The sequence below is a fragment of the Arthrobacter sp. Dra40 genome (assembly GCF_059091905.1).
In genome coordinates this window covers 25810-51279 of sequence record NZ_JBNHHB010000035.1, presented here as the reverse complement: position 1 = coordinate 51279, position 25470 = coordinate 25810, and the positions used below count along the sequence as shown (strand labels likewise).

Genomic DNA, 25470 nt, shown 5'->3' with positions numbered 1-25470 from the left:
GGGAAAACGACCAAAGACACTGCACTAAATTCAAACCAGGCTGATAAAACCGCGACACACCACAGGGGCGGCACGCCACGGCACTTCAACCAATAAAAAATTGGTATCAACAAACTTGGCACACTATTGAGTTCTCAAACAACAGGAGCAAACGAATACTTCAGCAAAACAATTTCTTTGAAATCCGCTTTGTTTTTCTTCGTTGCGATGTTTCTACTTTATTTCATTCTTTTTCTTTCTGTCAAATCCGCGTTTCCGCTTCATTCACTTTGGAAAGAGTATGGTCCCAGCGAAAAACTTCAGCAAGTTTGCCTGCACACTGGGCGCATGACCAACCGCTGTCGTTTTATCGAAGGGGTTTTGTCGCGTTCCGGCCGGCTGTTTCACAACCCGCGGCGGCGACTCAGAAAACATTACACGGCGCCGGCACAGCCCGCAAATCGCTGGAGGGTGATACCCGCCACCGACGCAAAGGGCCCACCGTGTCCCTCCTATGCGGAGGAAACGGCGGGCCCCTTCGATCAAACCATCGGGTCGACGGGCGTGCGGTCCGGTTAGCCAGACACTTCCACCATGGCGAGCGTGCGCTTGCCGCGGCGCATCAACAGATACTTGCCGTGCAGCAACTGATCTACTCCGACGACGGTGTCCGGGTCGGTGATCTTGTGGTTGTTCACGTAGGCGCCACCCTCTGCCACCGTCCGCCGGGCCGCCGAATTGCTGGTGGCCAGCCCGGACTGGACCAACAACTCGATGATTCCGGTGGTCTCCGGACCGGCAACTGCACTGGGCAGCTCAGCCGTGGCAGCAACCAGGGTCGACTCATCCAGCTCAGCCAGTTCTCCCTGCCCGAACAATGCCGAGGAAGCAGCGATCACCTTGTCGGTCGCATCGGTTCCGTGCACAATCGACGTCACCTCGTAAGCCAGCGTCCGCTGGGCCTCACGTGCATGTGGCCGTTCGGCCACGGCTCGCTCGAGCCCTTCGATTTCCTCCCGGGAACGGAAGGTGAAGACCTTGAGCCGCTGGACCACGTCGGCGTCGGCCGTGTTGAGCCAGAACTGGTACATGGCATAGGGGCTACACATCTCCGCATCCAGCCAGATGGCGTTGCCCTCGCTCTTCCCGAACTTGGTGCCGTCCGAGTTGGTGATCAGGGGCGTGCCGATCGCGTGGACAGCGCTGCCCTCCACCTTGCGGATCAGTTCGATGCCGCTGGTCAGGTTGCCCCACTGATCCGATCCGCCGGTCTGCAGGATGCAGCCGTACTGCCGGAACAGCTCCAGATAGTCCATACCCTGCAAGATCTGGTAGCTGAATTCTGCGTAGCTGATGCCTTCGTCGGAATTCAGCCTGGAGGCGACGATGTCCTTCTTGACCATGGTGCCGACGCGGTAGTGCTTCCCGATATCGCGCAGGAAATCCAGCACGCTCATGGGCGCGGTCCAGTCCAGGTTGTTGACCATGCGTGCGGCGTTGTCGCCGTCGAAGTCAAGGAATCGCTGGACCTGCCCCTTCAGGCGATCCACCCACTCGGCGACTGTTTCCTTGGTGTTCATGGTGCGCTCGGCGGTGGGCCTCGGATCGCCGACCAGCCCGGTGGAGCCGCCGACGAGTCCCAGCGGCCTGTGCCCGGCCAACTGCAGCCGGCGCATGGTGAGCAACTGGACCAGGTTGCCCAGGTGCAGGCTGGGTGCCGTCGGGTCGAAGCCGCAGTAATACGTCACCGGGTCCCCCGCCAGCAGTTTCTCCAATTCAGCCTCGTCGGTTGAAACGTGGACAAGTCCGCGCCACTTCAGTTCCTGCCAGACGTTGGCGAAACCAGGGTCGTTGCGTTGCGAAGAGAGAAACGTATTATTCACGGATTCCAAAATATCAGCCTTCAATTCCCTCGGGGACTTCGCCTTCGGCCAACAGGCGCAGCCGCTGGGTCGGACGGGTCATGGCCACGTAGAGGTCGCCGACGCGGCCGCCGGTACGGTGCAGTAGTTCACCGGGTTCGAGCACCACCACGGCGTCGAACTCAAGGCCTTTGGCCTCCTGCGGACCCAGCACACTGATGTCCTGTTCCAGGCCGCCAGCGCCACCACCTACGCGTCGGCCGTATACCGATGCCAACGCGCTCCGGACCTCGGGCAACTGGCGGTCTGCGGCGATGACCGCCAGCAGGCCGCCATTGGCGGCATCGAGTTCCTCGGGCATGATCTCCAGCAGGTGTTCAACCATGCGGCCGGCTGGCACCCGGTCCACGACCGGATGCCAGCGCCCCTCGCGCACGGCTTTAGGGGCCGTCACGACTTGGCCGGCGGCATTCGCCATCCGGACCGCTGCCTGGGCAATCTGCGACGGCGTGCGGTAGTTCACGGTCAGTTCTTCGAGCTGCCAGCGACTGCCCGCGAACGGCTCAAGTGCCTGCTGCCAGGACTCTGCGCCGGCAGCCGAACTGGTTTGCGCGATATCGCCGACCACGGTAAACGACTTGAGCGGGCAGCGGCGCATCAGCAGGCGCCACTGCATGGCGGACAGCTCCTGCGCCTCGTCGACCACGATGTGTCCGTAGGCCCACGTGCGGTCGCCGGCGGCTCGTTCGGCGGCGGTGAGGCGGTTTTGCTGCGTTTGGTTGTAGCCGGCCAGATCCTCGGCGCTGACCAATCCGTTGATTCCGATGTCGCGCAGCGTCTGGTCGACGTTCCGCAAGGACTGCTCGGCATTGGCGATGTCGCGGGCACGGTCTGCGTCCTGCTGGGCCTTGTCACGCCCGGACGAGGCATCCATCTCGCCGAGCAGCTCGGCGGCTTCGTCGAGCAGCGGCACATCGGCTTCCGTCCACGGCGCATCCGCGGAGCGCAACAGCACGTTCCGTTCCGCATCGGTCAGCTCCGGGGCGGCCGCCTCAAGATGGGCCGGCTTGCTGAGCAATTCTCGGATCAGCTTTTCCGGCGTCAACGGCATCCACGCCAGATTCAGCGCCACCCGGACATCGCGCGAAGTCCGCACGTCTTCAGCCAGATAGGCGCGGTCTGCGTTGTTGCCCGGACCGGATGATGCCTCCAAGGCTTCGCGCAGCTGGTCGGTCAGCTCGCGCAGCAGGATCTTCACGAAGGTCACTCGGGCGGCGTTGTGGGGTTTCCCGGTGGCCCGTGCGCGGTCGCGCGCCCGCGCCACCTGACGCGGGGTCAGGGTCAAGATGGTGCCCTCGACGTTGAGCTTGCGCGGCTCCGCCGGCAGCCTCTGCCGGTTCGCTACCGCGTTGGCCACCACGTCGGCCATGGACAAACGGCCCTTGATCTCGGCCACGGCCGGGTCGGTTTCCGGCACCGCCCGGATCCCGGGCATCAGCCCACCGAGCGTTGACATGACGACGCCGGTTTCACCCAGCGAGGGCAGCACACGCTCGATGTACTTCATGAAGGAGTTCGACGGTCCCACCAGCAGCACGCCGGCGGACTTCAACCGTTCGCGGTGCGAGTACAACAGGTACGCAGCGCGATGCAGGGCAACGGCGGTCTTGCCCGTTCCGGGGCCGCCCTGGACCACCAGAATCCCCGGCATCGGGGCCCTGATGATGCGGTCCTGCTCGGCCTGAATAGTTCCGACGATGTCGGACATGGCACCGGTGCGCTTGGAGTTGAGCGCTGCCAGCAGGGCGCCTTCGCCCTGCAGCGATGCGCCGTCGGCAAGCATGGTCGAATCGAGCACGTCGTCTTCAATGCCCTTGACCTGGTGCCCCTGCAGGATCAGATGCCGGCGCCGCCGCACGCCCAGCCGTTCAAAGGCGGTGGCCTGGTAAAACGCTCCGGCCTCGGGCGCACGCCAGTCCACCATCAACTGCTGCAGGTCCTTGGTGCTGAGTCCAATGCGTCCGATGTAACGCCGGTCGCCGTCGTCCAGATCGAGGCGGCCGAACACCAAGCGGTCATCCACAGCGTTAAGCTGCGCCAGGCGGTCCTCGTACATGGTCGCGAACGCATCGCGTTCGGAAATGTTCTGCATACTGCCCACAGCGCCGCTGCCGCGAACACGGGCCAACTGCTCCTGTTTCTCGGCACGCAGTTCTTCCAGCCGGCGATACAACCCGGCCACGTAGGTGCGCTCATGTTCAAGCTCGGCGTGGGCCGAAAGCGATTCTGGCATGTGTGTAATCCCTCCCCAAAAGGCAGACCGTCCATTCTACTACCGGCACGTTGGATTTTCCTGCGAGCAGAACGACGGCGGGCGGGCGCCCGCCTGTCCGTTCGCCACCGGCGCAGTTATTGGCTACTCACGCACCAACGAACGAATGCGGTGCCCCGCCAACGCGGCCCTGCCGCGCAGTGCCGAGAGCTCGAGGACAACGCCGAATCCGGCCACCTGGACGCCGGCCCGTTCAAACAGGCGGCAGGCGGCGCCCAGGGTCCCGCCGGTTGCCAGCACGTCGTCCAGAATCAGCACCCGCGAGCCCGGCAACAGATCGTCCGCATGGATTTCCAGCGTGGCGGTGCCGTACTCCAGCGTGTAGTCCTCGGAGATGGTCTTCCGGGGCAACTTGCCCTTCTTGCGCACCGTGACCACGCCGGTGCCGGAGGCGTAGGCTGCGGCGGCCGACAGCAGGAAGCCGCGGGCCTCCACGCCCGCCACGGCGTCGAACTGGCCCTGGAACGGGTCGATCAAAGCGTGCACCACTGCATGCAGCGCTTCCCCGTCGGCGAATACAGGAGTCAGGTCCCGGAAGACGACGCCGGGCTGCGGATAATCCCGGACCGTCTCCGTAAGACGGTTAACCAAGGTTTCAACTGATTCGCGAGGGCGTTCGTTCACCCGTCTACCCTACCCGCTGCCGGCACGGCGCCGCGGTTTCGCGGCCCGGTACGGCGAGACGGTTGGCTCACCTTCGAGCCAAAAGCGCCAGGGGTAAGCATCGGTGCCGCCCTCGCCGCTGACGCCCACCCGCGGCCCGTTGCGCAGGTGCTGATGCGATGCCTGGACCGCCGGTCGGGTCAGTGCCAAGCCGCCCGCTGCGACGGCGCGGCCATTGTCGCCCAGCTCCAGCCCCAGGGCCACGGCCAGCCGGGCCGGCCCCCGTGCCAACTCGGCATCCCGCTTGGCCGAGGTCCGCCGGCTGCGGGCCAGGTCCAGGCCTTCGGTGACTTCACCGGCGCGGAGCAAGGCAGCGGTGGCCTGGCCTTCGTGGCCGCACACGATGTTCACACAATGGTGCATCCCGTAGGTGAAGTAGACATAGATGTGCCCCGGCGGGCCGAACATCACCTTGTTACGATTGGTCAGGCCGCGGAAGGCGTGCGAGCCAGGATCGTGCTCCCCCATGTAGGCCTCCACCTCGGTGAGGCGCACCGCAACGGTGCCTTCCGCCGTCGTATGCGCCAACCGGGCACCGAGCAGCCCCGGAGCCACCTCCACGGCAGGCCGGCCCAGCCAGCGCAGCAAAGCTGCATCCACTAGGCGGGCTGGAAGCGCTGGTAGAAGCGCGTCAAGGCTTCGCGTCGGTGCGCCGAGTCATGCACTTGCCCGCCGCCGAGCACCGTGGCCAGTGCGTCCAGCCGCATGTGCCAGCTGGCCATCAGGCTCCCCGCCAAGGTTTCCCGGCCTAAGTTGTGGACCAACGTCAGGCGGGTCTTGCCGTCCTCCGGTTCCAGCATCCAGTGCACGGTGCCGGTGCCTTCCGGAGCGGTCCAGGTGTAGTCCAGCCTGCTGCCGGCTTGCACATGCTCAACGTCACCGCTGATGGTCCGTCCCGGCAGATTGAATTCGACGGCGCCGCCGGCCTGCAGCTCCACCCGACCGGGTCCAAGCCAGGCCCCGAGCAGGTCCGGCTCGGTCAAGGCCGCCCAGACCCGCTCCCGGCCGGCGTCGAGCAACCGCTCGAAGCGCAGGCACGTATGCCCGGAATCGCTCTCCACGGTGCCCATCGAATGCGAGAGCTGGTACTGGCGGGCATACGCTTCCCGCAGCGGGGTCCAACGGTCGGTTTCCCAGTCCGGCCGGCGCCCGGCCGCGACCTCGGCCAGCGCGTCCAGGATGGTCTGCCAGCCGGCACTGCCTTCGGTCAGGAATTCCGGGCCCTCGGCGCGGGACCTGAACTGCAGCAGCGTTCCGCCGTCGCTTTCCAGCACCCGCCATTCAATCACCGACTCCTGACCGAGCTCGTCCTCCCAAGTGATCTGCAGGCTGAGCGGCGGGTTCAGCTGCAGCACCGTGCCGCTGGTCATGCCCCCGCCCAGAACCAGCTCATAGGTGCGGCCCAGCCCCCAGTCGGCGTTCAGCGTGCCGAGCCACTTGGCGACGTTGTCCTTCTCTGCCAGCAGGCTCCAGATGTAGCTGCGCGGGTAGTCGAGTTGGCGGTCGAAGGCCAAGACGTAGTCCCCGTCCACACGCTCGATCCGGCCCTCCGGAACCAGTTTTTCCTCGTCCTGGCTCAACGTCGACATGCTCGCTCCTCGGCTCAGTTGCTATGCCCCCATTGCTTCACAAACTACCGCAGAGACATTTGCTACTGGTCGGTAACTTAGGCCCGCAGCGCCCGCAATGGCTATCGGCGGTTCCCGCCGGCGTAGTCCCGCGCGCTGTCCAGCCCGGCCTGAAGCGCCTCGATTTGGGCTGCCACGGCGCTCGGTGCGGTGCCGCCCTGCGAACTGCGGCTGGCCAGCGAACCTTCCACGGTCAGCACCTCGCGCACCCGCGGGGTCAGCTGCGGCGAAATCGCAGCGAACTCCTCGTCCGTCAGATCCCAGAGTTCGACGCCGCGGCTTTCGGCCTGCTTCACGGCGGCACCGGAGAGCTCGTGTGCCTCGCGGAACGGTACCCCTTGCCGGACCAGCCATTCGGCAATATCGGTGGCCAGCGCAAAGCCCTGCGGCGCGAGCGCTTCCAGCCGCGCGGTGTTGAAGACCAGGGTCTCGATCATGCCGGCGACGGCGGGCAGCAGCAGTTCCAGGGTGTCCGCGGCATCGAAGACCGGCTCCTTGTCCTCCTGCAGGTCGCGGTTGTAGGCCAGCGGCAGGCCCTTGAGCGTGGCCAATAAACCGGTCAGGTCGCCGATCAGCCGGCCTGCCTTGCCGCGGGCCAGCTCCGCAACGTCCGGATTCTTCTTCTGCGGCATGATCGACGAGCCCGTGGAGTAGGCATCGTCCAGGGTCACGAAGGAGAACTCCTTAGTGGCCCAGAGGATGACTTCCTCGGAGATCCGGGACAGGTCCACGCCGATCATGGCGGCGACCCAGCTGAATTCGGCGAAGACGTCGCGCGAGGCGGTCCCGTCGATCGAGTTCCAGGCAGCGGAGTCGAAGCCGAGGTCGGCGGCGACGGCGTTGGGGTCCAGTCCCAGCGAGGAACCGGCCAGGGCACCGGATCCATACGGCGAGACCGCGGCCCGCTTGTCCCAGTCGGCCAGGCGCTGCACGTCGCGCAGCAGCGCCCAGGCGTGGGCCAGCAGATGATGCGACAGCAGCACCGGCTGGGCGTGCTGCAGATGGGTTCGGCCCGGCATCGCAACGTCCGGGTGCCGGCGGGCCTGCGCCAGGAGCGCGTCGATGGTTGCCAGCACTCCCCCGGCAATGATGCGTGCGTGGTCGCGCAGGTACATCCGGCCCAGGGTGGCGATCTGGTCGTTACGCGAACGCCCGGCGCGGAGCTTGCCGCCCAACTGCGTGCCGGCCCGTTCGATGAGCCCGCGCTCAAGCGAGCCGTGGACGTCTTCGTCCGACTCGGCGGCCACGTAGGCGCCGGAATGAACGTCGTCGTCGAGTTGGCCCAAGGCAGCGAGCATGCCCTCGAGTTCGGCGTCGTCCAGCAGTCCCGCCTTGTGCAGCACCTTGGCGTGGGCGCGCGAGCCGGCGATGTCGTAGTGCGCCAGGCGCCAGTCAAAGTGTGTCGACTTGCTCAGGGCGGCCAGCGCGTCGGCCGGCCCGCCGGCAAAGCGGCCGCCCCAGAGGGCGCCTTCGTTGGTGTGCCCGGCTGCGCTGGTGTTCGGTTCCTGCGTCACGTTGTCTTCCCTTTCCGCCAGGTCGCCCTGGTGACGGTTCCGCGCGCTGCCGTGCCGGCCGGCGGAGATGGCTTGCCGCCTGAGGCGGCGGCCGTTGCTTTGCGTTTAGGTTATTGCGTTCAGGCGTTGCGGGACGAGTCGTCGGCGAACTGCAGGAACCGTGCCGCGAGAGCGGCGCCGCCGGCCGGATCCCGCGTCACCAACAGGACCGTGTCGTCTCCCGCGATGGTGCCCAGGACCGACGGCATGACCGAATGGTCGATGGCCAGCGCCAGGAAGTTGGCCGCCCCCGGCGGCGTGCGCAGCACCACCAGGTTGGCGGAGGCTTCGGCCGTCACCAGCAAGTCGGCGCAGAGGCGTGCCAGTCGGGCGTCGAGGATCTCCTGGGTGACCCCGCTCTGCGGCGCCCGTTCGCCGCCCTCGCTCGGCACCGCGTAGATCAGCCCGCCGTCCTGGCCGCGCACCCGCACCGCGCCCAGTTCCACCAAGTCGCGGGAGAGCGTGGCTTGGGTGACCTGCACTCCTTCGTCCGCCAGCCGGGCCGCCAGTTCTGCCTGCGAGCGCACCGACTCGCCGGTCAGGATCGCGGTGATCTTGGCCTGGCGGGCGGTCTTGGTGGCCGGCATCGTGTTCATGGCCTGGTCCGCCCTCAAGCCCTGGCCAACGGCGCCAGCGACGACTTGTCCATCAGCCATGCCATCAGCGCCTTCTGCGCGTGCAACCGGTTTTCTGCTTCGTCCCAGACCACCGACTGCGGGCCGTCGATCACTTCGGCAGAAATCTCATAGCCGCGGTAGGCCGGCAGGCAGTGCAGCACGATGGCGTCGCCGGCGGCCATATCCAGGGCGGCTTGGTCCACGGCATAGTCCCTGAACAGCTCCAGCCGCTGCGCCTTCTCGTCTTCCTGCCCCATCGAGACCCAGGTGTCTGTGGCGATGACGTCGGCCCCCGCCAGCGCCTCTGCCGGATCGGTGGTGACCAGTACGGATCCGCCGGTCTCGGCGGCCCTGGCTTCGGCTTCGGCCACAACGGACCCTCCCGGCAGGTAGCCTTCCGGTCCGCCGATCCGCACGTGCATGCCGGCGGTAACACCGGCGAGCAGGTACGAGTTGGCCATGTTGTTGGCGGCATCGCCCAGGTAGGCCATGGTGAGCCCGGCCAGCCTGCCCTTGTGTTCCTGGACGGTCAGCAGGTCCGCCAGCAGCTGGCAGGGGTGGTAATCGTCGGACAGCGAGTTGATCACCGGCACGCGGGAAATGGCGGCCATCTCCTCCAGCCCGGAGTGGGCATACGTCCGCCAGACCACCGTGGAGACCATCCGCTCCATCACCTTGATGGTGTCGGCTACGGATTCCTTGTGCCCGAGCTGGGATTCGCCGGGGTTGATGATCAGCGGGACACCGCCCAGATCCGAGATCCCGCTGGCAAAGGACACCCGGGTGCGCGTGGAGGTCTTGTCGAAGATGACGGCCACGGTCTTCCGGCCGGCCCCGTCGCCGGCGTACGGCTGGTGCCGGTAGGGGAACTGCTTCATCTCCGCGGCCAGCTGCAGCACTTCGGCCTGCTCGGCCGGGCTGAGGTCGGTGTCCTTGAGGAAGTGGCGGGTCATGAGTCGTCCTTGCTGGTGGCGGCGGCGGTGCGGGCGGCCGCGGTGGTCAGGATGTCCGGCAGCGCGGCGGTGAACCGGGCGGCCTGCTCGGCGGTCAGGATCAGCGGCGGGGCCAGCCGCAGCGTGCGCGGACCGGGGCTGTTGATGATGAAACCTGCGTCCAGGGCGGCCTCCACGGCGGCGGCGGCGATCTCTGAGTCCAGGTCGAACCCGATCAGCAGGCCCTCGCCGCGGACCTCCACAACGTGGTCGACGGCGGCCAGCCGCTCGCGCAGCCTTTCGCCGAGCGCTGAGACGTGGGCCAGCAGCCCGCGCGACTCGATGGCGTGCAGAGTAGCCAGCCCGGCGGCGGTGGCCACCGGGTTGCCGCCGAACGTGGTGCCGTGCTGGCCGGCGGTCAAGAGGCTCGAAGTTTCCGCACCGAAGGTCAGCAGCGCGCCGACCGGGAGTCCGCTGCCCAGGCCTTTGGCCAGCGTGATGGCGTCGGGAACAATCCGTTCGCCGCCGGCCACCGTGCCTTGGAACGCGAACCAGTTGCCGGTCCGGCCGACGCCGGACTGCACCTCGTCCAGAATCAGCAGCGCACCGGCGGCCGTGGTGGCTTCCCGTGCAGCTTTCAGATACCCCTCCGGCAGCGGCCGGACGCCCACCTCGCCCTGGATCGGTTCCAGCACGACGGCGGCCACCGTCTCATCGACGGCGGCGCGCAGTGCGTCCTCATCGCCGAAGGGAAGATGGATAACGCCGCCCGGCATCGGTTCGAAGGGTTCGCGGTAGGCCTGCTTGGCCGTCAGCGCCAAAGCACCCATGGTGCGGCCATGGAAGGCACCCTCCAGGGCGATGATCTTGGTCCGGGTGGGACTGGAGTTGCGCCGGGCCAGCTTAAACGCCGCTTCGTTGGCTTCGGTGCCGGAGTTCGCGAAGAACACTTTGGAGCCCGCCGGAGCCCCGGCCAGCTCCAGCAGCCGCTCGGCCAGCGCGATCTGTGCCGGACTGGTGAAGAAGTTGGAGACATGGCCGAGGGTGGACAGCTGGTCGGCCACGATCCCGGTCAGGAACTCGTCGGCATGGCCGAGCGCGTTCACCGCGATGCCGCCGAGCAGGTCCAGGTATTCTTTGCCATCGGCGTCCCAGACGGTGCAGCCTTTGCCGCGCACCAGTACGCGCTGCGGAGTCCCGAAGACACCCATCAGCGATTCGCGGTACTTCTCCAAGAGCTGCTTGCTGTCCAATCCCTCCAGACCGGCCAAGCCAGCCGCGGTGGACACTGCATGGGCCGTGTTCATGATTCGTCTCCGTCCGGAACAATCTGGGTGCCAATGCCGGCTGCGGTGAAAATTTCCAGCAGGATGGAGTGCGGCATCCTGCCATCGACGACGGCGGCCCGCTCCACTCCCCCGTCAACAGCCTTCAGGCAGGCTTCCATCTTGGGAATCATGCCGGACTGCAGCCCCGGCAGTAGCCCGCGCAGTTCCCCCGCCGTCAGCGACGAGATCAACGAGGACTTGTCCGGCCAGTTCGCGTACAACCCCTCGACGTCGGTGAGGATCACCAGCCGCGAGGCGTGCAGGGCGTCAGCTACGGCGGCGGCTGCGGTATCCGCATTGACGTTGAGCACCTGGTTGGTGCCCTCGCCGTCGCCGCCGATTTCCGGCGCCACGGTGGAGATCACCGGGATCCGGCCGGCGTCGAGCAGATCCAGGATGGCCGACGGATTGACGCCGACCACTTCGCCCACCAGACCCAGATCGACCTCCTCGCCGTCCACCACGGTGCCGGTGCGCACCGCCTGCAGCAGCCCGCCGTCTTCACCGGAAAGTCCCACGGCGTACGGCCCGTGCGAATTGATCAGGCCCACCAGTTCCCGGCCCACTTGTCCGGTGAGCACCATGCGCACCACGTCCATGGCTTCGGGAGTGGTGACCCGCAATCCGCCCTTGAACTCCGATTCGATGCCGAGCCGGGACAGCATGGCATTGATCTGCGGTCCGCCGCCATGGACCACCACCGGCTTGATGCCCGCGTGGTGGAGGAAGACGATGTCCTCGGCGAAGGCCTGCCGCAGTTCCTCGTTGACCATCGCGTTGCCGCCGTACTTGATCACCATGGTGGTACCGGCGAACCGTTGGATCCACGGCAGCGCCTCGATCAGCGTGGCGGCCTTGTCCTGGGCCATCAGCATTGTGTTCTCCATGGGTCCTCAGCTGGAGTAGGCGGAGTTCTCATGCACGTACTCGTGCGTGAGGTCGTTGGTCCAGATGGTTGCGCTCGCGTCGCCGGCCTGCAGGTCGATCACCACGGTCACGTCGCGGCCGCTCAGGTCCACCAGGTCGCGGGACTCCCCCACACCCCCGTTGCGGCAAACCGGCACGCCGTTCATGCTGACGTTCAGCTGGTCCGGTTCGAAGACGGCATCGGTGGTGCCCACCGCGGAGAGCACCCGGCCCCAGTTCGGGTCGTTGCCGAAGATGGCCGTCTTGAACAGGTTGGAGCGGGCCACCGCCCGGCTGACCGTTTCCGCGTCCCTCTCGGAGGCTGCGTTGATCGTGGTGACGGCGATATCGTGGCTGGCGCCCTCGGCATCGGTGATCAGCTGCCGCGCCAGGTCGGCACACACCCCGGTCAGTGCTGCCGTGAAGTCTTCCGTCCCGGGAACCACGCCGGAGGCGCCCGAAGACAGCAGCACCACGGTGTCATTCGTGGACATGCAGCCGTCCGAGTCGGTCCGGTCGAAGGTCACCCGCGTTGCCTCGCGCAGGGCCGACTGCAACGACTCCGGTGCCAGTTCGGCATCCGTGGTGATGACCACCAGCATGGTGGCCAGTCCCGGGGCCAGCATGCCGGCGCCCTTGGCCATGCCGCCGATGCTGTAGCCGCCCTGGGCGAACAGCGCCTGCTTCGACACGGTATCGGTGGTCATGATCGCCCCGGCAGCGTCGGCTCCGCCGTCGTCGGACAAGGCGGCTGCCGCCGCTTCGACGCCGGGCAGCAGCTTGTCCATCGGCAGTTGCTCGCCGATCAGTCCGGTAGAGCACACCACCACGTCGCCTGCGGAGATGCCGAGCAGGGCGGCGGTTTTCTCGGCGGTGGCGTGGGTGTTCTGGAAGCCCTCGGCGCCGGTGCAGGCGTTCGCACCGCCGGAATTGAGCACGACGGCGTCGGCCCGGCCATCGCTGATCACTTGCCGCGACCAGTGCACCGGAGCGGCGGCCACCCGGTTCGAGGTGAAGACAGCAGCCGCCGCTCGCTGCGGTCCGTCATTGACCACCAGGGCGACGTCGGGCTTGCCGGAGGCTTTCAGGCCGGCGGTGGCAGCGGCGGCGCGGAATCCTTTGGGCGCGGTAACGCTCACGGTGCAATCCCCTGGTGGGTCAGGCCGGCGGTCTCCTCGAGACCGAGGGCAATGTTCATGGACTGGATGGCGCCGCCGGCCGTTCCTTTGGTGAGGTTGTCGATGGCACAGGTGGCGACAACCCGGCCGGCGTGCTCGTCGAAGGCCAGCTGCAGGACGGCGTGGTTGCTGCCCTGGACGGCCTTGGTGTGCGGCCACTGGCCCTCGGGCAGCAGGTGTACGAACGGCTCGTCCGCGTAGGCGGACTCCCAGGCGGCGCGCAGTTGTCCGGTGTCCGTGCCCGGCCTGACCCGTGCGGTGGCCGTGGTCAGGATGCCGCGGCTCATCGGCGCCAGTGTGGGGGTGAAGGAGATCGTGACCGATTCGCCGGCGGCTGCCGACAGCCCCTGCTCGATTTCCGGGGTGTGCCGGTGCCCGCCGCCGACGCCATAGGGGCTCATGCCTCCCATGACCTCGGAGCCGATCAGGTTCACCTTGGCGGATTTGCCCGCACCGGACGTACCGGAGGCCGCGACGATCACCACGTCCTCGGGCTCCAGCAGGCCGGCGGCAAAGCCAGGTGTCAGTGCCAGCAGCGAACTGGTGGGATAGCAGCCCGGGACGGCGATCCGGCGGGCGCCCTGCAATTTTCCCCTGTGGCCGGGAAGTTCCGGAAGGCCGTAGGGCCAGCTGCCCGCGTGGGCCGAGCCGTAGAACTTCTCCCAGGCCAGCGGATCCACCAGCCGGTGGTCCGCACCGGCGTCTATCACCAGCGTGTCGGCCGGCAGCGCGGCGGCAATCTCCGCACTGGCACCGTGCGGAAGGGCCAGGAACACCACATCGTGCCCGGCCAGGTTCTCCGCAGTGGTGTCAACCAGGACTTTGTCCGCGAGGGAATGCAGGTGCGGCTGCAGTCCGCGCAGCGGCGAGCCGGCATTGCTATGCGCGGTAATGGCCCCGATCGAGACGTCGGGATGGCCGGCCAACAGGCGGAGAACCTCGCCGCCCGCGTAACCGCTGGCACCGGACACTGCAACCTTAATCGTCATGGCGACCAGCATACAGCAAAAGTATTCACAAGTCAGGATAATTATGCAATGGGTGACCGCGGTGCCGGACGCCGCCGCAGCTGGCAGAGGGGCGTTGGCAAGCGCCTACGATGGATTCAGAGCCGGCCGGTCTGCGACCAGTCTAGCCGCCGGCGCCGACTCCCCCGAGTGTTAAGGAGACCCCAGATGGCCAAGGCGATCGTGGCTGCCGCTCCCGGCGGCCCGGAAGTACTGCAACTGCAGGACGTCGACGTTCCGCAACCGGGCCCGGGCGAGCTGCTGGTGAAAGTGGCCGCAGTGGGGGTGAACTTCATTGACACCTATGAGCGCAGCGGCGTGTACAACGTCGGCTTCCCCTACATTCCCGGCTCCGAAGCTGCGGGCACGGTGGAAGCCGTCGGCGACGGCGTCGAGGAATTCGCGGCCGGAGACCGGGTGGCCTTTGCCGAGGGCTTGCACACCTATGCCGAGTACACCGTGGTGTCCGCCGAGGCCGCCCTTCCGGTGCCCGAGGCGGTAGACAACGACGTCGCTGCTGCCATCCCGCTGCAGGGCATGACCGCGCACTACCTGGTCAACTCCAGCTTCAAGGTCCAGCCGGGCCAGACCGTGCTCACCCATGCCGGTGCCGGCGGCGTGGGCCTGATCCTGACGCAATTGCTCAAGGCCAAGGGAGCCCGGGTGATCACCACGGTATCCACCGACGAAAAGGAAGAACTGGCCCGCAGCGCCGGCGCGGATGACGTTCTGCGCTACGACGGATTCGACCGGCAGGTGCGGGAACTGACCGGCGGCACCGGCGTGGACGTGGTCTACGACGGCGTCGGCAAGAACACCTTCGACGGCTCGCTGGCCAGCCTGCGCACCCGCGGCATGCTGGTGCTCTTCGGCGGCGCGTCCGGCCAGGTGCCGCCGTTCGACCTGCAGCGGCTCAACCAGGGCGGGTCGCTCTTCGTCACACGCCCCAAGCTGAAGGACCACCTGCTCTCCCCGCAGGAACGGCGCTGGCGCTCCAGCGAATTGTTCAACGCCGTCTTGTCCGGCCAGCTGAACCCGAGGGTGGGCCGGAAATACCCCTTGGCCGAGGCCGCGCAGGCACACGAAGACTTGCAGGCCCGCCGCACCACCGGCAAGCTGCTGCTGGTTCCGTAACGACGCGAGCCGCGGCCGGCCGGTCTGCCGCACGGCACGACGGGTCGACGGGTCGACGGGTCGACGGGCCGTGATCTTGCCCGCATCCGGGCCTTCGGGCGCGAATAATTCATTCAGCGTTCACCTTCGGCGGGGAAGATCTGCCGGTGATGGTCTACCAGCCCCAGCTATCCGGTGCAGCGCTGACGCCCGATCCCCGCACCCTGATCGATGTGTTGCGAGCCAGCGCCGAAGCATATGCCGACGCGCCGGCGCTCGACGACGGACGGCAGTCCTTAAGCTACGCGCAGCTGCGGACCGCAGTGCATGCCAAGGCCGACGAACTGCGGGCGGCCGGCTTGGGCGCCGGGCACAAGATCGGGATCAGGATCTCCTCCGGCACTGCCGAACTCTACGTCGGCATCCTTGCTGTCCTCGCCATTGGCGCCGCCTACGTTCCGGTGGATGCCGATGATCCCCAGGAGCGTGCGGATCTGGTCTTCGGCGAGGCTAAGGTCGCCGGCGTCCTGAGCGACGGCGACGTGAGCACCGCCCCCGGCCTCATTGCGCCGTTTCAGGCGCCCCGCGCGCCAACCCTCGACGACGATGCCTGGGTGATCTTCACGTCAGGTTCCACCGGCACCCCCAAGGGAGTGGCAGTAACCCACCGCTCCGCCGCGGCTTTTGTCGACGCCGAGGCCCGGTTGTTCCTTCAGCAGGAGCCCCTGGGGCCACAAGACCGGGTCTTGGCGGGGCTGTCGGTGGCGTTCGATGCATCGTGCGAAGAGATGTGGCTGGCCTGGCGCCACGGCGCCTGCCTGGTTCCGGCCCCGCGGGCCTTGGTCCGCAGCGGCATGGATTTGGGCCCCTGGTTGCTGAGCCGCAACATCACCGTTGTATCCACCGTCCCGACGCTGGCCGCGCTGTGGCCGGCCGAAGCGCTGGAGAATGTTCGGCTGCTGATCTTCGGCGGCGAGGCGTGCCCGCCCGAACTGGCACAGCGGCTGGCGGTTCCGGACCGGGAGGTGTGGAACACCTACGGCCCGACCGAAGCGACGGTGGTGGCCTGCGCCGCCCCGCTGACGGGCAGCGGGCCGGTGCAAATCGGCCTGCCGTTGGACGGCTGGGATCTCGCCGTGGTGGACGGCGAGGGCAAACCGGTGCCACCGGGCGGAACCGGCGAACTCATCATCGGCGGCGTCGGCCTGGCCCGCTATCTGGATCCGGCCAAAGACGCTGAGAAATACGCTCCGATGCCGAGTTTGGGCTGGCCGCGGGCGTACCGCAGCGGAGACCTGGTGACGTACGAACCCGATGGGCTGCTGTTCGTGGGCCGGGCGGATGAACAGGTCAAGCTGGGTGGCCGCCGGATCGAACTCGGCGAAGTCGACGCCGCGCTGCAGGCGCTGCCCGGTGTTGCGGGCGGCGCCGCCGCCGTGAAGACCACGGCCGCCGGCAACCAACTCCTGGTCGGCTACCTGGCTGCCGAGCCGGACTATGATCTCGTGGCCGCCCGGCTCCAGCTGGCGGACAAGCTTCCAGCGCCGTTGGTCCCCCTGCTCAACGTGGTGGACACGCTGCCGACCAAGACCAGCGGCAAGGTAGACCGCAATGCATTGCCGTGGCCGCTCACCGGCGCCACGGACGGCAGCGACGCCAGCACGCTCGATCTTGAGCCGGATGCCGAGTGGATAGCCGAACAGTGGACGGCTGTGCTGGGTACTGAGGTCGCAAGTCTCGATGCCGACTTTTTCGCCCTCGGCGGCGGATCCTTGGCCGCCGCGCAGCTCGTTTCCCGCCTGCGGACCCGTTACCCGACCATTGCGGTGGCAGAAATCTACGCGCACCCGCGGTTCGGCGCCCTGATCGAGGCTGCACGAAGCTCCATTCCCGACGGAGTGCCGGCGCAACCTCAAGAGCGCACGGTGCGGCGGACCCGGCGCAGGTCCCAGATTTTCCAGACGTTGATGGGCATCCCGCTGATGGTCCTGGCCGGCATGCGCTGGCTGACCTACCTGATGATCCTGAACAACGTGCTGTCCATCCTCGGCATTCTCACCTCGGCCCCGACGGTGTCGTGGTGGTGGGTTGCGGCCAGCTGGGCGGTGTTTGTCTCCCCGCCGGGACGGATGGCGATTGCGGTGCTGGCAGCCAGGCTGCTGCTCAGGCGCGTTGAACCGGGCAGCTACCCGCGGTCCGGCCGGGTGCATCTGCGGCTGTGGCTGGCGGAACAGATCGCGGACACCGCTTCGGCTGTTTCGTTGGCCAGCGCGCCTCTGGTCCCCTACTATGCCCGTGCCCTCGGTGCCCGGATCGCCCCGGATGCCACCCTGCACTCGGTACCACCGGTGACCGGCTGGCTCACGGTGGGCGCCGGAGCCTCGGTTGAACCGGAAGTGGACCTCTCCGGCTGGTGGCTCGACGGCGACCAGCTGCACATCGGAGCTTTGCACATCGGCGCCGGGGCGGTCGTCGCCGCGCGCAGCACCTTGATGCCCGGCGCCAGCATCGGCGACGGTGCCACCGTGGCCCCCGGCTCCGCCGTCACGGGACGGGTGAAGGCTGGCACCAGCGTCTCCGGCTCGCCGGCCGTGCGCACCGGCCGGGCCAAGCAGCCGTGGCCCGAACCGTCGGCCACAGCCGCGCCGCTATGGGGCCTCTGGACCCTGCTGGCGTCCGCTGTGATAGCCCTGATTCCGTTCGCCGGCGCCGCCGCCGGGATCGCCGTCGTGGTGCCGCTGCTGTCCGGCCGGACCAGTTTGGCTGATGCCTTCCTGCCCCTGCTGGCCGCCGTGCCGGCCGCTGCGCTGGTGTGGTTCTTGACCAACCTACTGCTGATCGCCGGGACGGTCCGGGTGCTTTCCCTCGGCATCATCGAGGGGCACCACCGCGTGCGCAGCTTCGTGGGCTGGCGGGTCTGGGCGGTTGAACGCACCCTGGATATGGCCCGCGATATCCTCTTCCCCATCTACGCCAGCTTGTTCACCCCCGTCTGGTTGCGCCTGCTGGGCGCCAAGGTGGGTCGCAATGTGGAGGCCTCCACGGTGCTGCTCTTACCGAAGATGACCACCATCGGAGACGGGGCCTTCCTGGCCGATGACACGATGGTCGCCTCCTATGAACTCGGTGGCGGGTGGATGAAGATTGCCCCGGCCAAGCTCGGCAAGCGTTCCTTCCTGGGCAATTCGGGCATCACCGCGCCGGGACGGAAGGTCCCGAAGAACGCTTTGGTTGCGGTCCTGTCCGCCACACCCGCCAAGGCGAAAGCCGGCTCCTCCTGGCTCGGCAGCCCGCCGGTGCGCCTGCGCCGCACCGCTGTGGAAGCCGACCCGGGCCGGACCTTTGCGCCCCCGCTGCGGCTTAAGCTGGCCCGGAGTGTGTGGGAGCTGTGCCGGTTCGTCCCGGTCGCCGTGACGGGCGCACTGGCGTTGTGTGTGCTGGCCGCCTTCGATCTCCTGGCCGCCTCCATCGGCTATCTCCCCGCGGCGCTGCTCGGCGGCGTGGTGATGATGGCGGCAGGCGCCGCGGCCGCCGGCAGTTCCGTGCTGGCGAAATGGCTGCTGGTGGGGCGGATCCGGCCGGGCGAGCATCCGCTGTGGAGCTCGTTTATCTGGCGTAACGAAGTCGTGGACGCCTTCGTGGAGATGGTCAGCGCCCCCTGGTTCGGACGCGCTGCCTCCGGAACGCCGGCCCTGGTGTGGTGGCTGCGCGGTCTCGGCGCCACCATCGGCCACGGTGTCTGGTGCGAAAGCTACTGGTTGCCCGAAGCGGACCTGGTCACCCTGGGCGACGGTTCCACGGTCAACCGTGGATGCGTCGTCCAGACCCACCTGTTCCACGACCGCATCATGAACATTGATACCGTGAAGCTGGCAGCCGGTTCCACCATGGGTCCGCACGGAGTCATCCTTCCGGCCGCCTCCCTTGCCGAGGGAGCCACCGTGGGCCCGGCATCGCTGGTCATGCGCGGGGAAACCGTTCCCGCAGCCAGTTACTGGATGGGCAACCCCGTACGACCCTGGACTGTTGACGCCTCATGACTCCTTCTTCGCAAAGCACCCGAACAGCAGTGCCGGGCCGGATCCCCGCCATACCGGATGCCTATACGCCGGGCAGCGGCAGTGCCGCGTTCGCGGTGGACCACTATGACCTTGAGCTTGAGTGCAGGCTGGCGGCCAACCGGCTCTCCGGCCGTGCGGTGCTGACTGGACGGACCCTGACGTCCACCGCCCGACTGGAGCTGGATCTGGTGGGCCTGCAGGCGGCCAAGGTCAGTGTCAACGGGCAACGCCCCGCCAAGTGCACGCAGCGGGACGGCAAGCTGCTGCTCGACCTGACCCAGGAATTGCCCGCCGCTGCGGACTTGAGCATCGATATCCGTTACGCCGGAACGCCGCGGCCCCGCCGATCGGCCTGGGGCGAGGTGGGCTGGGAAGAACTGACCGACGGCGTTCTGGTTGCCGGACAGCCGAACGGGGCACCGACGTGGTTCCCCTGCAACGACCATCCCAGCCAAAAATCCAGCTACCGGATCAGCTTCACCACCGACGCCGGCTACCGTGCCGTCGCCAACGGCGAACTGGTGTCTCATACCAAAAAGGCCAGCCGGGAAACGTGGGAGTACGTGATGGCCCGCCCGATGGCAACGTATCTGGCGACCATCCAGGTGGGCCGCTATGCCCTGCTCGATCTGGTCGGCACCGCGGCCGAGCAGGGATCCCACAGCGGTACCAGCGTCCCGCAGTTTGCCGCCGTTACTGCCTCTTTGCGGGATTCGGCGGCGGCAGCCCTGGCCGACCAGCAACACATGATGGAAGTATTCGTCCACCGTTTTGGGCCGTACCCGTTTGACCGGTACACCGTGGTGGTGGCGGACGACGAGCTTGAAATACCGCTCGAGGCGCAATCGCTGTCCATTATTGGACGCAATCATCTGGACACCGGATGGGAGTCGCAGCGGCTGATAGCGCATGAGCTCTCGCACCAGTGGTTCGGGAACTCGCTGACCGCCGCCCGCTGGCGGGATATTTGGCTGCACGAGGGCTTTGCCTGCTATGCGGAGTGGATCTGGTCCGAGGACTCCGGATCGGCCACGGCCGGTGAACGCGCCAAGGCTGCCTGGGCCAAGCTCTCCGGACTTCCGCAGGACATCCGCATCGGCGACCCGGGGCCGGAGCAGATGTTCGACGACCGCGTGTACAAGCGCGGGGCCTTGGCCTTGCATGCGCTGCGCCTAGCCGTGGGCGACGACACGTTCTTCCGGCTGCTGCGCCGATGGTGCGCCGAGAACGCGCATGGATCGGTGGACACCACGGCGTTTCTCGCGCTGGCCGATGCGGAATCGGGCACCGGCGGGCAGCCGGCAGAGCAACTGCTGGCGCCCTGGCTGTTCAGCCTTGGACTACCGCGATTTCCCGGTAGGTGATCTTCGGGTCGGCGGATCCGCCAACGGCCAGCGCCGCGGCGAGACTCGGCGGCACCGCCGCGCCGGCGTCCGTCAAGGCCAGGTCCAGCAGTTGCACACCAGGACGGTCCCCCGCTTCGCCGGGCCAGCTGGACAGCCGCGGTTCACCGTCGGCACCGGCGACGCCGATAGTGTCCGGCGACAGCCGCAGCCCGTGGCCGGTGGACTTCAGCACGGCCTCTTTCCTGGTCCACAGCTGCGCCCGCAGCCGGCGCGGATCGACCGCCTGCTCCACCAAAGGCCGCTCGGAGGCGGTGAGCATGACGGCGTCAATATTGTCTTCCGGCCGGAAAGCGTCGTCCCCTGCGTCCTCGATATCGACCCCCAGCAGCACGGGGCGAAAGGACAGCGCGGCCAGCAGCCACCGCCCCGACCGCGCGTAGCTCAGGCGGGCAGCCGCCGGAGCACCGTCCAGCAGCAGCTGCGGCTGGCCATGCAGGCCATCGTTGCCGCGCTGGCAGTTGCGGCAGTCAAACGACAGCCTCATCCGGTCGGCGTCAACGTTCAGTTCCTGTGCCGCCAGCAGACGGACGGCTTCACGTGTGCGTGTGCGGATGCTGGGACGCCGGTCCGGCTCGCGGGCAGCCGCGAACCCGTCCTGCAGCTGCACCAACTGCAGTATCACCTGGGCCTTCATGCGTTCCCTTTCCCTTTCCCCCACGACGGCGGGGCCCACCTGGGTCGGTGGGCCCCGCCGTCGTTATTCACTTCAGTAGCCGATCACCGCTGGACGGCGCCGCAGCGGGCTGCGGCCAGCTCCACGGCTTGTGCCCGCGCCGCGGACGCCTCGTCAGCGGTCAGCGTGCGGTCGTCGGCGCGGAACCTCAGCCCGAAGGCCAGCGATTTCTTGCCTGGCTCGATGCCGGTGCCGGAGTACACATCGAACAGCGCGATGTCCTCCAGGAGTTCACCGGCGCCTTCACGCAGTGCCTCGCGGACCGCTTCCGCTGGAACGGACGAATCCACCACCAGGGCCACGTCCTGGGTGGAGATCGGGAAGGTGGACAGCGGCTTGGCCACGATCACATCCGCGGCGGCCTCGAACAGAGCCTCGCCGTTCAATTCCATGGCGGCGGTTCGCGCCGGCAGGTCCAGGTCCGCCAGCAGCTTCGGATGCAGCTCGCCGGCGTAGCCGACCACCTCCCCGGTGCGCAGGGAGAGCTGTGCGGTGCGGCCGGGGTGGAAGGCCTGGTGCTCGCCCTGGGCGACCACCAGTTCGACGCCGAGGACGTCGCCGACGGTCAGCGCGGCATCCACCGCGTCGGACCATTCCCAGGCGCGCGGGGTGAATCCGGCGCCGGGGGCAGCCTCGTGCCCGGTCAGGACGGCTCCCACATGCCAGGGCTGCTCAGGGATGCCGGCCAACAACTCCTCCAGCACCTCCTCGGACGGCTTGACGCCCAGCGGCGGCAGAACGGGCGACCCGATCTTCTCGCCGGGCAGGAACACCAGGCCGCCTTCGTACAACGCCAGATCGCGGAAGCCACGGGAATGGTTGCGGCGGGCGGTCTCCAGCAGCCCGGGGAGCAGGCTGGTCCGCAGGTACCCGAATTCGGTCGAGATCGGGTTCGCCAGCTTAACGGCGGCCACCTCGGAGCCGGCCTGGGGTGCGCCGAAGGTTGTGTTCTGCTCCGTGGAGACGAACGGGTAGTTGAGCACCTCGGTCAGGCCCGCGTCGGCCAGCGACTGCAGCACGCGGCGGCGCTGCTGCTGGCCCCGGGTGAGGCCGCGGCCCGGCGGCGCCACCGGAAGGGTGGCCGGAATCCGGTCGTAGCCCACCAGCCGGGCGATCTCCTCGACCAGGTCTTCCTTGATCGCCAGATCCGGACGCCAGCTCGGCGCCGTGACGCGCAGGCCGCCGTCGTACTGTTCGATCGACGCACCGATCCCCTTCAGGGCCGTTTCGATCTGTTCCGCGCTGTAGTCGAAGCCGATCAGGCGGGAGGCGAATCCGTCCGGCAGATCGATCACCATCGGTGCGGGACGCGTTCCGACATCGGTTGCCGTGGGGTCGGCGGTGCCGCCGGCGAGTTCGACCAGCAGGTCCACGGCACGCTGCGCCGCCTCGTCCGCCACTTCCCAGTCCACGCCACGCTCGTTGCGCTTGGATGCCTCCGACGGCAGCTTGTGCCGGCGCCGGGTGCGGCCCATGGAGACGTCGTCGAAATGAGCGGACTCGATGAGCACGTTGGTGGTGCCGTCCCCGACTTCGGTTTCCGCGCCGCCCATCACGCCCGCCAGGCCGATGGCGCCGCGGTCGTCGGTGATCAGCAGGTCCTCGGTGGAGAGCTTGCGCTCCTTGCCGTCCAGAGTCACCAGGGTCTCCCCCGGGTTGGCCCGGCGGACCACAATGGGCCCCTGCAGCTTGTCCACGTCGTAGAAGTGCAGGGGCTGGCCCAGTTCAAGCATCACGTAGTTGGAGATGTCCACCACCAGCGAGATGGAGCGCATGCCCGCAAGGCGCAGCCGGGAGGCCATCCACTGCGGGGTGGGGCGCGAGGCGTCAACGCCGCGCACCGCGCGCGCCACGAACCGGTCGCAGCCGGGCTTGCCGTAAACGGGGGCCCGGTCTTCGAGCCGGACGGGGTAGCCCTCGCCGCTCGCTTCGACAACCTCGACCTGCGCCGCCGGATCGGTGAAAGTTGTACCGGTGGCGAGCGCGTATTCACGGGCCGCGCCCCGGATGGAGAAGCAGTAGCCGCGGTCAGGCGTCACGTTGATCTCGGCAGCCTCGTCGGTCAGGCCGAGCAGCTCCATCGCGTCGGTGCCGACTTCCGGGTCGAGGCCCAGCCGGGAGAGCACAATGATGCCGTCGTGGTCGTCGCCGATGCCGAGTTCGCGGGCGGAGGCGATCATCCCGGCGGAGGTGTGGCCGTAGGTCTTGCGCGGGGTGATCCGGAAGTCTCCGGGCAGGACGGCGCCGGGCAGTGTCACCACAACCTTGTCACCGGCCTCGAAGTTGTGGGCACCGCAGACAATGCCCTGCACGCCGGACGGGTCGATCCCGTCGCCGGTGAGCCGCTGTTCGGCGCCTTCCGGCACCACGCGGACGTGGCACCAGTTGATGGTCTTGCCGTTGGTCTGCGGTTCCTTGACCACGTCCAGGACCTGTCCCACCACGATCGGCCCGGAGACCGAGTCGGACGGGCGGTGGACGTCCTCTTCTTCGAGGCCAACCTTGACGAGGTCGGCCATCACGTCCTCGGCGGTGGCGTCAACGGGAACCTGCGCGTACTCGCGCAGCCAGGAAAGGGGAATACGCATTCTTCTAGATCTCCATCCCGAAGTGCTGGCTGAAGCGGACGTCGCCTTCGATCATGTCGTGCATGTCCGGGACGTCGTTGCGGAACATGAGGGTGCGTTCAATGCCCATGCCGAAGGCGAAGCCGGAGTAGACCTCCGGATCGATGCCGGCGGCGCGCAGCACGTTCGGGTTGACCATGCCGCAGCCGCCCCACTCGATCCAGCGCGGTCCGCCCTTGGCACCCGGGTGCCAGATGTCCATCTCGGCGGAGGGCTCGGTGAACGGGAAGTACGCCGGACGCAGCCGGATCTTTGCCTCGGCGCCGAACATCTGCCGGGAGAAGTGTTCCAGGGTGCCGCGCAGGTCGGCCATCGTCAGGCCCTTGTCCACGGCCAGGCCCTCGAACTGGTGGAACACCGGCGTGTGGGTGGCGTCCAGCTCATCCGTGCGGAAGGTCCGGCCCGGGCACAGCACGTACACGGGAAGGTCCCGTTCCAGCATGGAACGGACCTGCACCGGAGAGGTGTGGGTGCGCAGCACCAGGTGTGCTTCCGGCGGCTCCACGAAGAAGGTGTCCTGCATCTCGCGGGCCGGGTGGTCCGGCTTGAAGTTCAGGGCGTCGAAGTTGAACCACTCGGATTCAACTTCCGGGCCTTCGGCGATCTCCCAGCCCATGCCCACAAAGATGTCGCTGACGCGCTCCTGCAGCGTGGAGAGCGGATGCCGGGCACCGGCACGACGGCGGCGCGGAGCCGCGGTGACATCCACGGCTTCCTCGACCAGGATCTGCGCTTCCCGCTCGGCCTCCAGCTCCGCGGTGCGCGCAGCCAGCGACTGGTTGATGCGTCCGCGGGCCGGGCCAATGATCTTGCCGGCGGCCGCTTTGTCTTCTCTGGCCAGCTTGCCGATTTCTCGGTTGGCCAGGCTCAGCGGGGACTTCTCGCCGACATGGGCCAGACGGGCCGTCTTGAGTTCATCCAGGTCGGAGGCGGCCTTGAAAGCCATCATCGCCTGCTCGACGGCGGCAGCGACGGCCGCTTCATCGAGCGGGCTCGGCACGAGCTGCTCCTGGGCTGGGGGTGTCACGTCAGACATGTGCTGTTGGGACCTCGGAATAGGTTAAAGGGTTTCCGCCCGCGCACGGGCAACCACACCAGTCTAGTTCACCGGCAGGCACCGGCTCGAAACGCCTACGATGGGCCCATGACGCCGTTTGAGAAGCTGCGTGCCGGCTGGAACCTGCTCAACGGCTCCACGCTGGCCGGACTCGGCCTCGCCGCTGCAGCGCGCTGCAGCCTGTCCCGCGGCCCGAAGGGCCTGATCCTGGCCCACGGCTACCGGCCCCGGCTGCCTACGGCCTCCGCTTTTACGGTGGGCAATGTGGTGCTCCTCCGCCGGACTGCCGCCGGCCTGGCCGACAACCCGCTGCTGCTGGGCCATGAGTCACGCCACAGCACACAATATGCTCTTTGCCTTGGCCTGCCTTTCCTGCCGCTCTACGCCGGCGCCGCACTCTGGTCTTTGTGGCGGACCGGCGATCCGGCGTCGCGGAACTTTTTCGAACGGCACGCCGGATTGCGCTCCGGCGGCTACGTCGAACGGACGGTCCGGCGCGGGCCGGGGCGGCGCCGTGGTTCGGCCGCTCCGGTGTTGTGACCCACGGC

Annotated in this window: 20 protein-coding genes; 5 read left to right on the top strand and 15 right to left on the bottom strand. The window is 67.6% G+C overall.

Going from position 1 to position 25470, the window contains the following annotated elements; genetic code table 11:
* Window positions 1–126: 126 nt before the first annotated feature.
* On the top strand, window positions 127–558 hold the full coding sequence (locus tag AC5RWT_RS16020) for a hypothetical protein (protein WP_494081007.1): 432 nt from the start codon (window positions 127–129) through the stop codon (window positions 556–558).
* On the opposite strand, the gene tyrS is transcribed toward AC5RWT_RS16020, so the two are convergent.
* The 12 genes from tyrS to argC form a co-directional block, all read right to left on the bottom strand.
* Complete coding sequence (gene tyrS / locus AC5RWT_RS16015; RefSeq protein ID WP_494081006.1) at window positions 555–1871, bottom strand: tyrosine--tRNA ligase; 1317 nt, start codon at window positions 1869–1871, stop codon at window positions 555–557. The two genes, AC5RWT_RS16020 and tyrS, sit on opposite strands and share 4 nt — an antisense overlap.
* A gap of 4 nt (window positions 1872–1875) precedes the next feature.
* The gene (locus AC5RWT_RS16010) at window positions 1876–4134 is read right to left on the bottom strand and encodes a HelD family protein (RefSeq protein ID WP_494081005.1); all 2259 of its coding nucleotides are present in this window, start codon (window positions 4132–4134) and stop codon (window positions 1876–1878) included.
* 123 nt (window positions 4135–4257) lie between these two features.
* A complete protein-coding gene (locus AC5RWT_RS16005) occupies window positions 4258–4797 on the bottom strand; it encodes an adenine phosphoribosyltransferase (protein WP_494081004.1) in 540 nt (179 codons plus the stop codon).
* A 9-nt stretch (window positions 4798–4806) separates the two neighbouring features.
* Window positions 4807–5436: a DNA-3-methyladenine glycosylase gene (locus AC5RWT_RS16000; RefSeq protein WP_494081003.1), complete on the bottom strand. Its 630-nt coding sequence runs from the start codon at window positions 5434–5436 to the stop codon at window positions 4807–4809.
* Window positions 5436–6425, bottom strand: a complete 990-nt coding sequence (locus AC5RWT_RS15995; RefSeq protein ID WP_494081002.1) for an SRPBCC domain-containing protein — start codon at window positions 6423–6425, stop codon at window positions 5436–5438. The genes AC5RWT_RS16000 and AC5RWT_RS15995 overlap by 1 nt, the downstream gene beginning before the upstream one ends.
* Before the next feature lie 101 nt (window positions 6426–6526).
* Window positions 6527–7978: an argininosuccinate lyase gene (gene argH / locus AC5RWT_RS15990; protein WP_494081001.1), complete on the bottom strand. Its 1452-nt coding sequence runs from the start codon at window positions 7976–7978 to the stop codon at window positions 6527–6529.
* A gap of 119 nt (window positions 7979–8097) precedes the next feature.
* Window positions 8098–8613 (bottom strand): arginine repressor, encoded by a 516-nt coding sequence (locus AC5RWT_RS15985; protein WP_494044870.1) that lies wholly within the window; start codon window positions 8611–8613, stop codon window positions 8098–8100.
* 14 nt (window positions 8614–8627) lie between these two features.
* Entirely contained in the window at window positions 8628–9587 is a 960-nt protein-coding gene (gene argF, locus AC5RWT_RS15980) for an ornithine carbamoyltransferase (protein ID WP_494081000.1), read from the bottom strand.
* Window positions 9584–10873 carry an acetylornithine transaminase gene (locus AC5RWT_RS15975; protein ID WP_494080999.1) on the bottom strand — a complete coding sequence of 430 codons (1290 nt, stop codon included), beginning with the start codon at window positions 10871–10873 and terminating at the stop codon, window positions 9584–9586. The genes argF and AC5RWT_RS15975 overlap by 4 nt, the downstream gene beginning before the upstream one ends.
* Complete coding sequence (gene argB / locus AC5RWT_RS15970) at window positions 10870–11781, bottom strand: acetylglutamate kinase (RefSeq protein WP_494044867.1); 912 nt, start codon at window positions 11779–11781, stop codon at window positions 10870–10872. Before argB ends, AC5RWT_RS15975 begins: the two co-directional genes overlap by 4 nt.
* Before the next feature lie 6 nt (window positions 11782–11787).
* Window positions 11788–12939, bottom strand: coding sequence for a bifunctional glutamate N-acetyltransferase/amino-acid acetyltransferase ArgJ (gene argJ / locus AC5RWT_RS15965; RefSeq protein WP_494080998.1), 1152 nt, complete (start codon window positions 12937–12939; stop codon window positions 11788–11790).
* Complete coding sequence (argC, locus tag AC5RWT_RS15960) at window positions 12936–13967, bottom strand: N-acetyl-gamma-glutamyl-phosphate reductase (RefSeq protein ID WP_494080997.1); 1032 nt, start codon at window positions 13965–13967, stop codon at window positions 12936–12938. The genes argJ and argC overlap by 4 nt, the downstream gene beginning before the upstream one ends.
* 186 nt (window positions 13968–14153) lie before the next feature.
* Between argC and AC5RWT_RS15955 the strand changes: the two genes are divergently transcribed.
* From AC5RWT_RS15955 to AC5RWT_RS15945, 3 genes are all read left to right on the top strand, one after another.
* Window positions 14154–15119 (top strand): quinone oxidoreductase family protein, encoded by a 966-nt coding sequence (locus tag AC5RWT_RS15955; protein WP_494080996.1) that lies wholly within the window; start codon window positions 14154–14156, stop codon window positions 15117–15119.
* Window positions 15120–15268: 149 nt separating this feature from the next.
* On the top strand, window positions 15269–19138 hold the full coding sequence (locus tag AC5RWT_RS15950) for a Pls/PosA family non-ribosomal peptide synthetase (protein WP_494081009.1): 3870 nt from the start codon (window positions 15269–15271) through the stop codon (window positions 19136–19138).
* Window positions 19135–20523 (top strand): M1 family metallopeptidase, encoded by a 1389-nt coding sequence (locus AC5RWT_RS15945; RefSeq protein WP_494080995.1) that lies wholly within the window; start codon window positions 19135–19137, stop codon window positions 20521–20523. The genes AC5RWT_RS15950 and AC5RWT_RS15945 overlap by 4 nt, the downstream gene beginning before the upstream one ends.
* Here AC5RWT_RS15945 and AC5RWT_RS15940 read toward each other — a convergent pair.
* The 3 genes from AC5RWT_RS15940 to pheS form a co-directional block, all read right to left on the bottom strand.
* Window positions 20489–21199 carry a 4'-phosphopantetheinyl transferase family protein gene (locus AC5RWT_RS15940; protein WP_494080994.1) on the bottom strand — a complete coding sequence of 237 codons (711 nt, stop codon included), beginning with the start codon at window positions 21197–21199 and terminating at the stop codon, window positions 20489–20491. The two genes, AC5RWT_RS15945 and AC5RWT_RS15940, sit on opposite strands and share 35 nt — an antisense overlap.
* Before the next feature lie 83 nt (window positions 21200–21282).
* Window positions 21283–23826 carry a phenylalanine--tRNA ligase subunit beta gene (gene pheT / locus AC5RWT_RS15935; RefSeq protein ID WP_494080993.1) on the bottom strand — a complete coding sequence of 848 codons (2544 nt, stop codon included), beginning with the start codon at window positions 23824–23826 and terminating at the stop codon, window positions 21283–21285.
* A 4-nt stretch (window positions 23827–23830) separates the two neighbouring features.
* A complete protein-coding gene (gene pheS, locus AC5RWT_RS15930) occupies window positions 23831–24901 on the bottom strand; it encodes a phenylalanine--tRNA ligase subunit alpha (protein WP_494080992.1) in 1071 nt (356 codons plus the stop codon).
* Window positions 24902–25009: 108 nt separating this feature from the next.
* Here pheS and AC5RWT_RS15925 point away from each other — a divergent pair, with 108 nt between their 5' ends.
* Complete coding sequence (locus tag AC5RWT_RS15925) at window positions 25010–25462, top strand: hypothetical protein (RefSeq protein ID WP_494080991.1); 453 nt, start codon at window positions 25010–25012, stop codon at window positions 25460–25462.
* Window positions 25463–25470 lie beyond the last annotated feature (8 nt).

Bases quoted from the DNA above. Each gene is read 5' to 3' on its own strand.
- AC5RWT_RS16010 (WP_494081005.1), bottom strand. From the start codon at position 4,134: ATGCCAGAATCGCTTTCGGCCCACGCCGAGCTTGAACATGAGCGCACC.
- AC5RWT_RS15995 (WP_494081002.1), bottom strand. From the start codon at position 6,425: ATGTCGACGTTGAGCCAGGACGAGGAAAAACTGGTTCCGGAGGGCCGG.
- AC5RWT_RS15985 (WP_494044870.1), bottom strand. From the start codon at position 8,613: ATGAACACGATGCCGGCCACCAAGACCGCCCGCCAGGCCAAGATCACC.
- argF (WP_494081000.1), bottom strand. From the start codon at position 9,587: ATGACCCGCCACTTCCTCAAGGACACCGACCTCAGCCCGGCCGAGCAG.
- AC5RWT_RS15975 (WP_494080999.1), bottom strand. From the start codon at position 10,873: ATGAACACGGCCCATGCAGTGTCCACCGCGGCTGGCTTGGCCGGTCTG.
- argB (WP_494044867.1), bottom strand. From the start codon at position 11,781: ATGGAGAACACAATGCTGATGGCCCAGGACAAGGCCGCCACGCTGATC.
- argC (WP_494080997.1), bottom strand. From the start codon at position 13,967: ATGACGATTAAGGTTGCAGTGTCCGGTGCCAGCGGTTACGCGGGCGGC.
- AC5RWT_RS15955 (WP_494080996.1), top strand. From the start codon at position 14,154: ATGGCCAAGGCGATCGTGGCTGCCGCTCCCGGCGGCCCGGAAGTACTG.
- AC5RWT_RS15950 (WP_494081009.1), top strand. From the start codon at position 15,269: ATGGTCTACCAGCCCCAGCTATCCGGTGCAGCGCTGACGCCCGATCCC.
- AC5RWT_RS15945 (WP_494080995.1), top strand. From the start codon at position 19,135: ATGACTCCTTCTTCGCAAAGCACCCGAACAGCAGTGCCGGGCCGGATC.
- AC5RWT_RS15940 (WP_494080994.1), bottom strand. From the start codon at position 21,199: ATGAAGGCCCAGGTGATACTGCAGTTGGTGCAGCTGCAGGACGGGTTC.
- pheT (WP_494080993.1), bottom strand. From the start codon at position 23,826: ATGCGTATTCCCCTTTCCTGGCTGCGCGAGTACGCGCAGGTTCCCGTT.
- pheS (WP_494080992.1), bottom strand. From the start codon at position 24,901: ATGTCTGACGTGACACCCCCAGCCCAGGAGCAGCTCGTGCCGAGCCCG.
- AC5RWT_RS15925 (WP_494080991.1), top strand. From the start codon at position 25,010: ATGACGCCGTTTGAGAAGCTGCGTGCCGGCTGGAACCTGCTCAACGGC.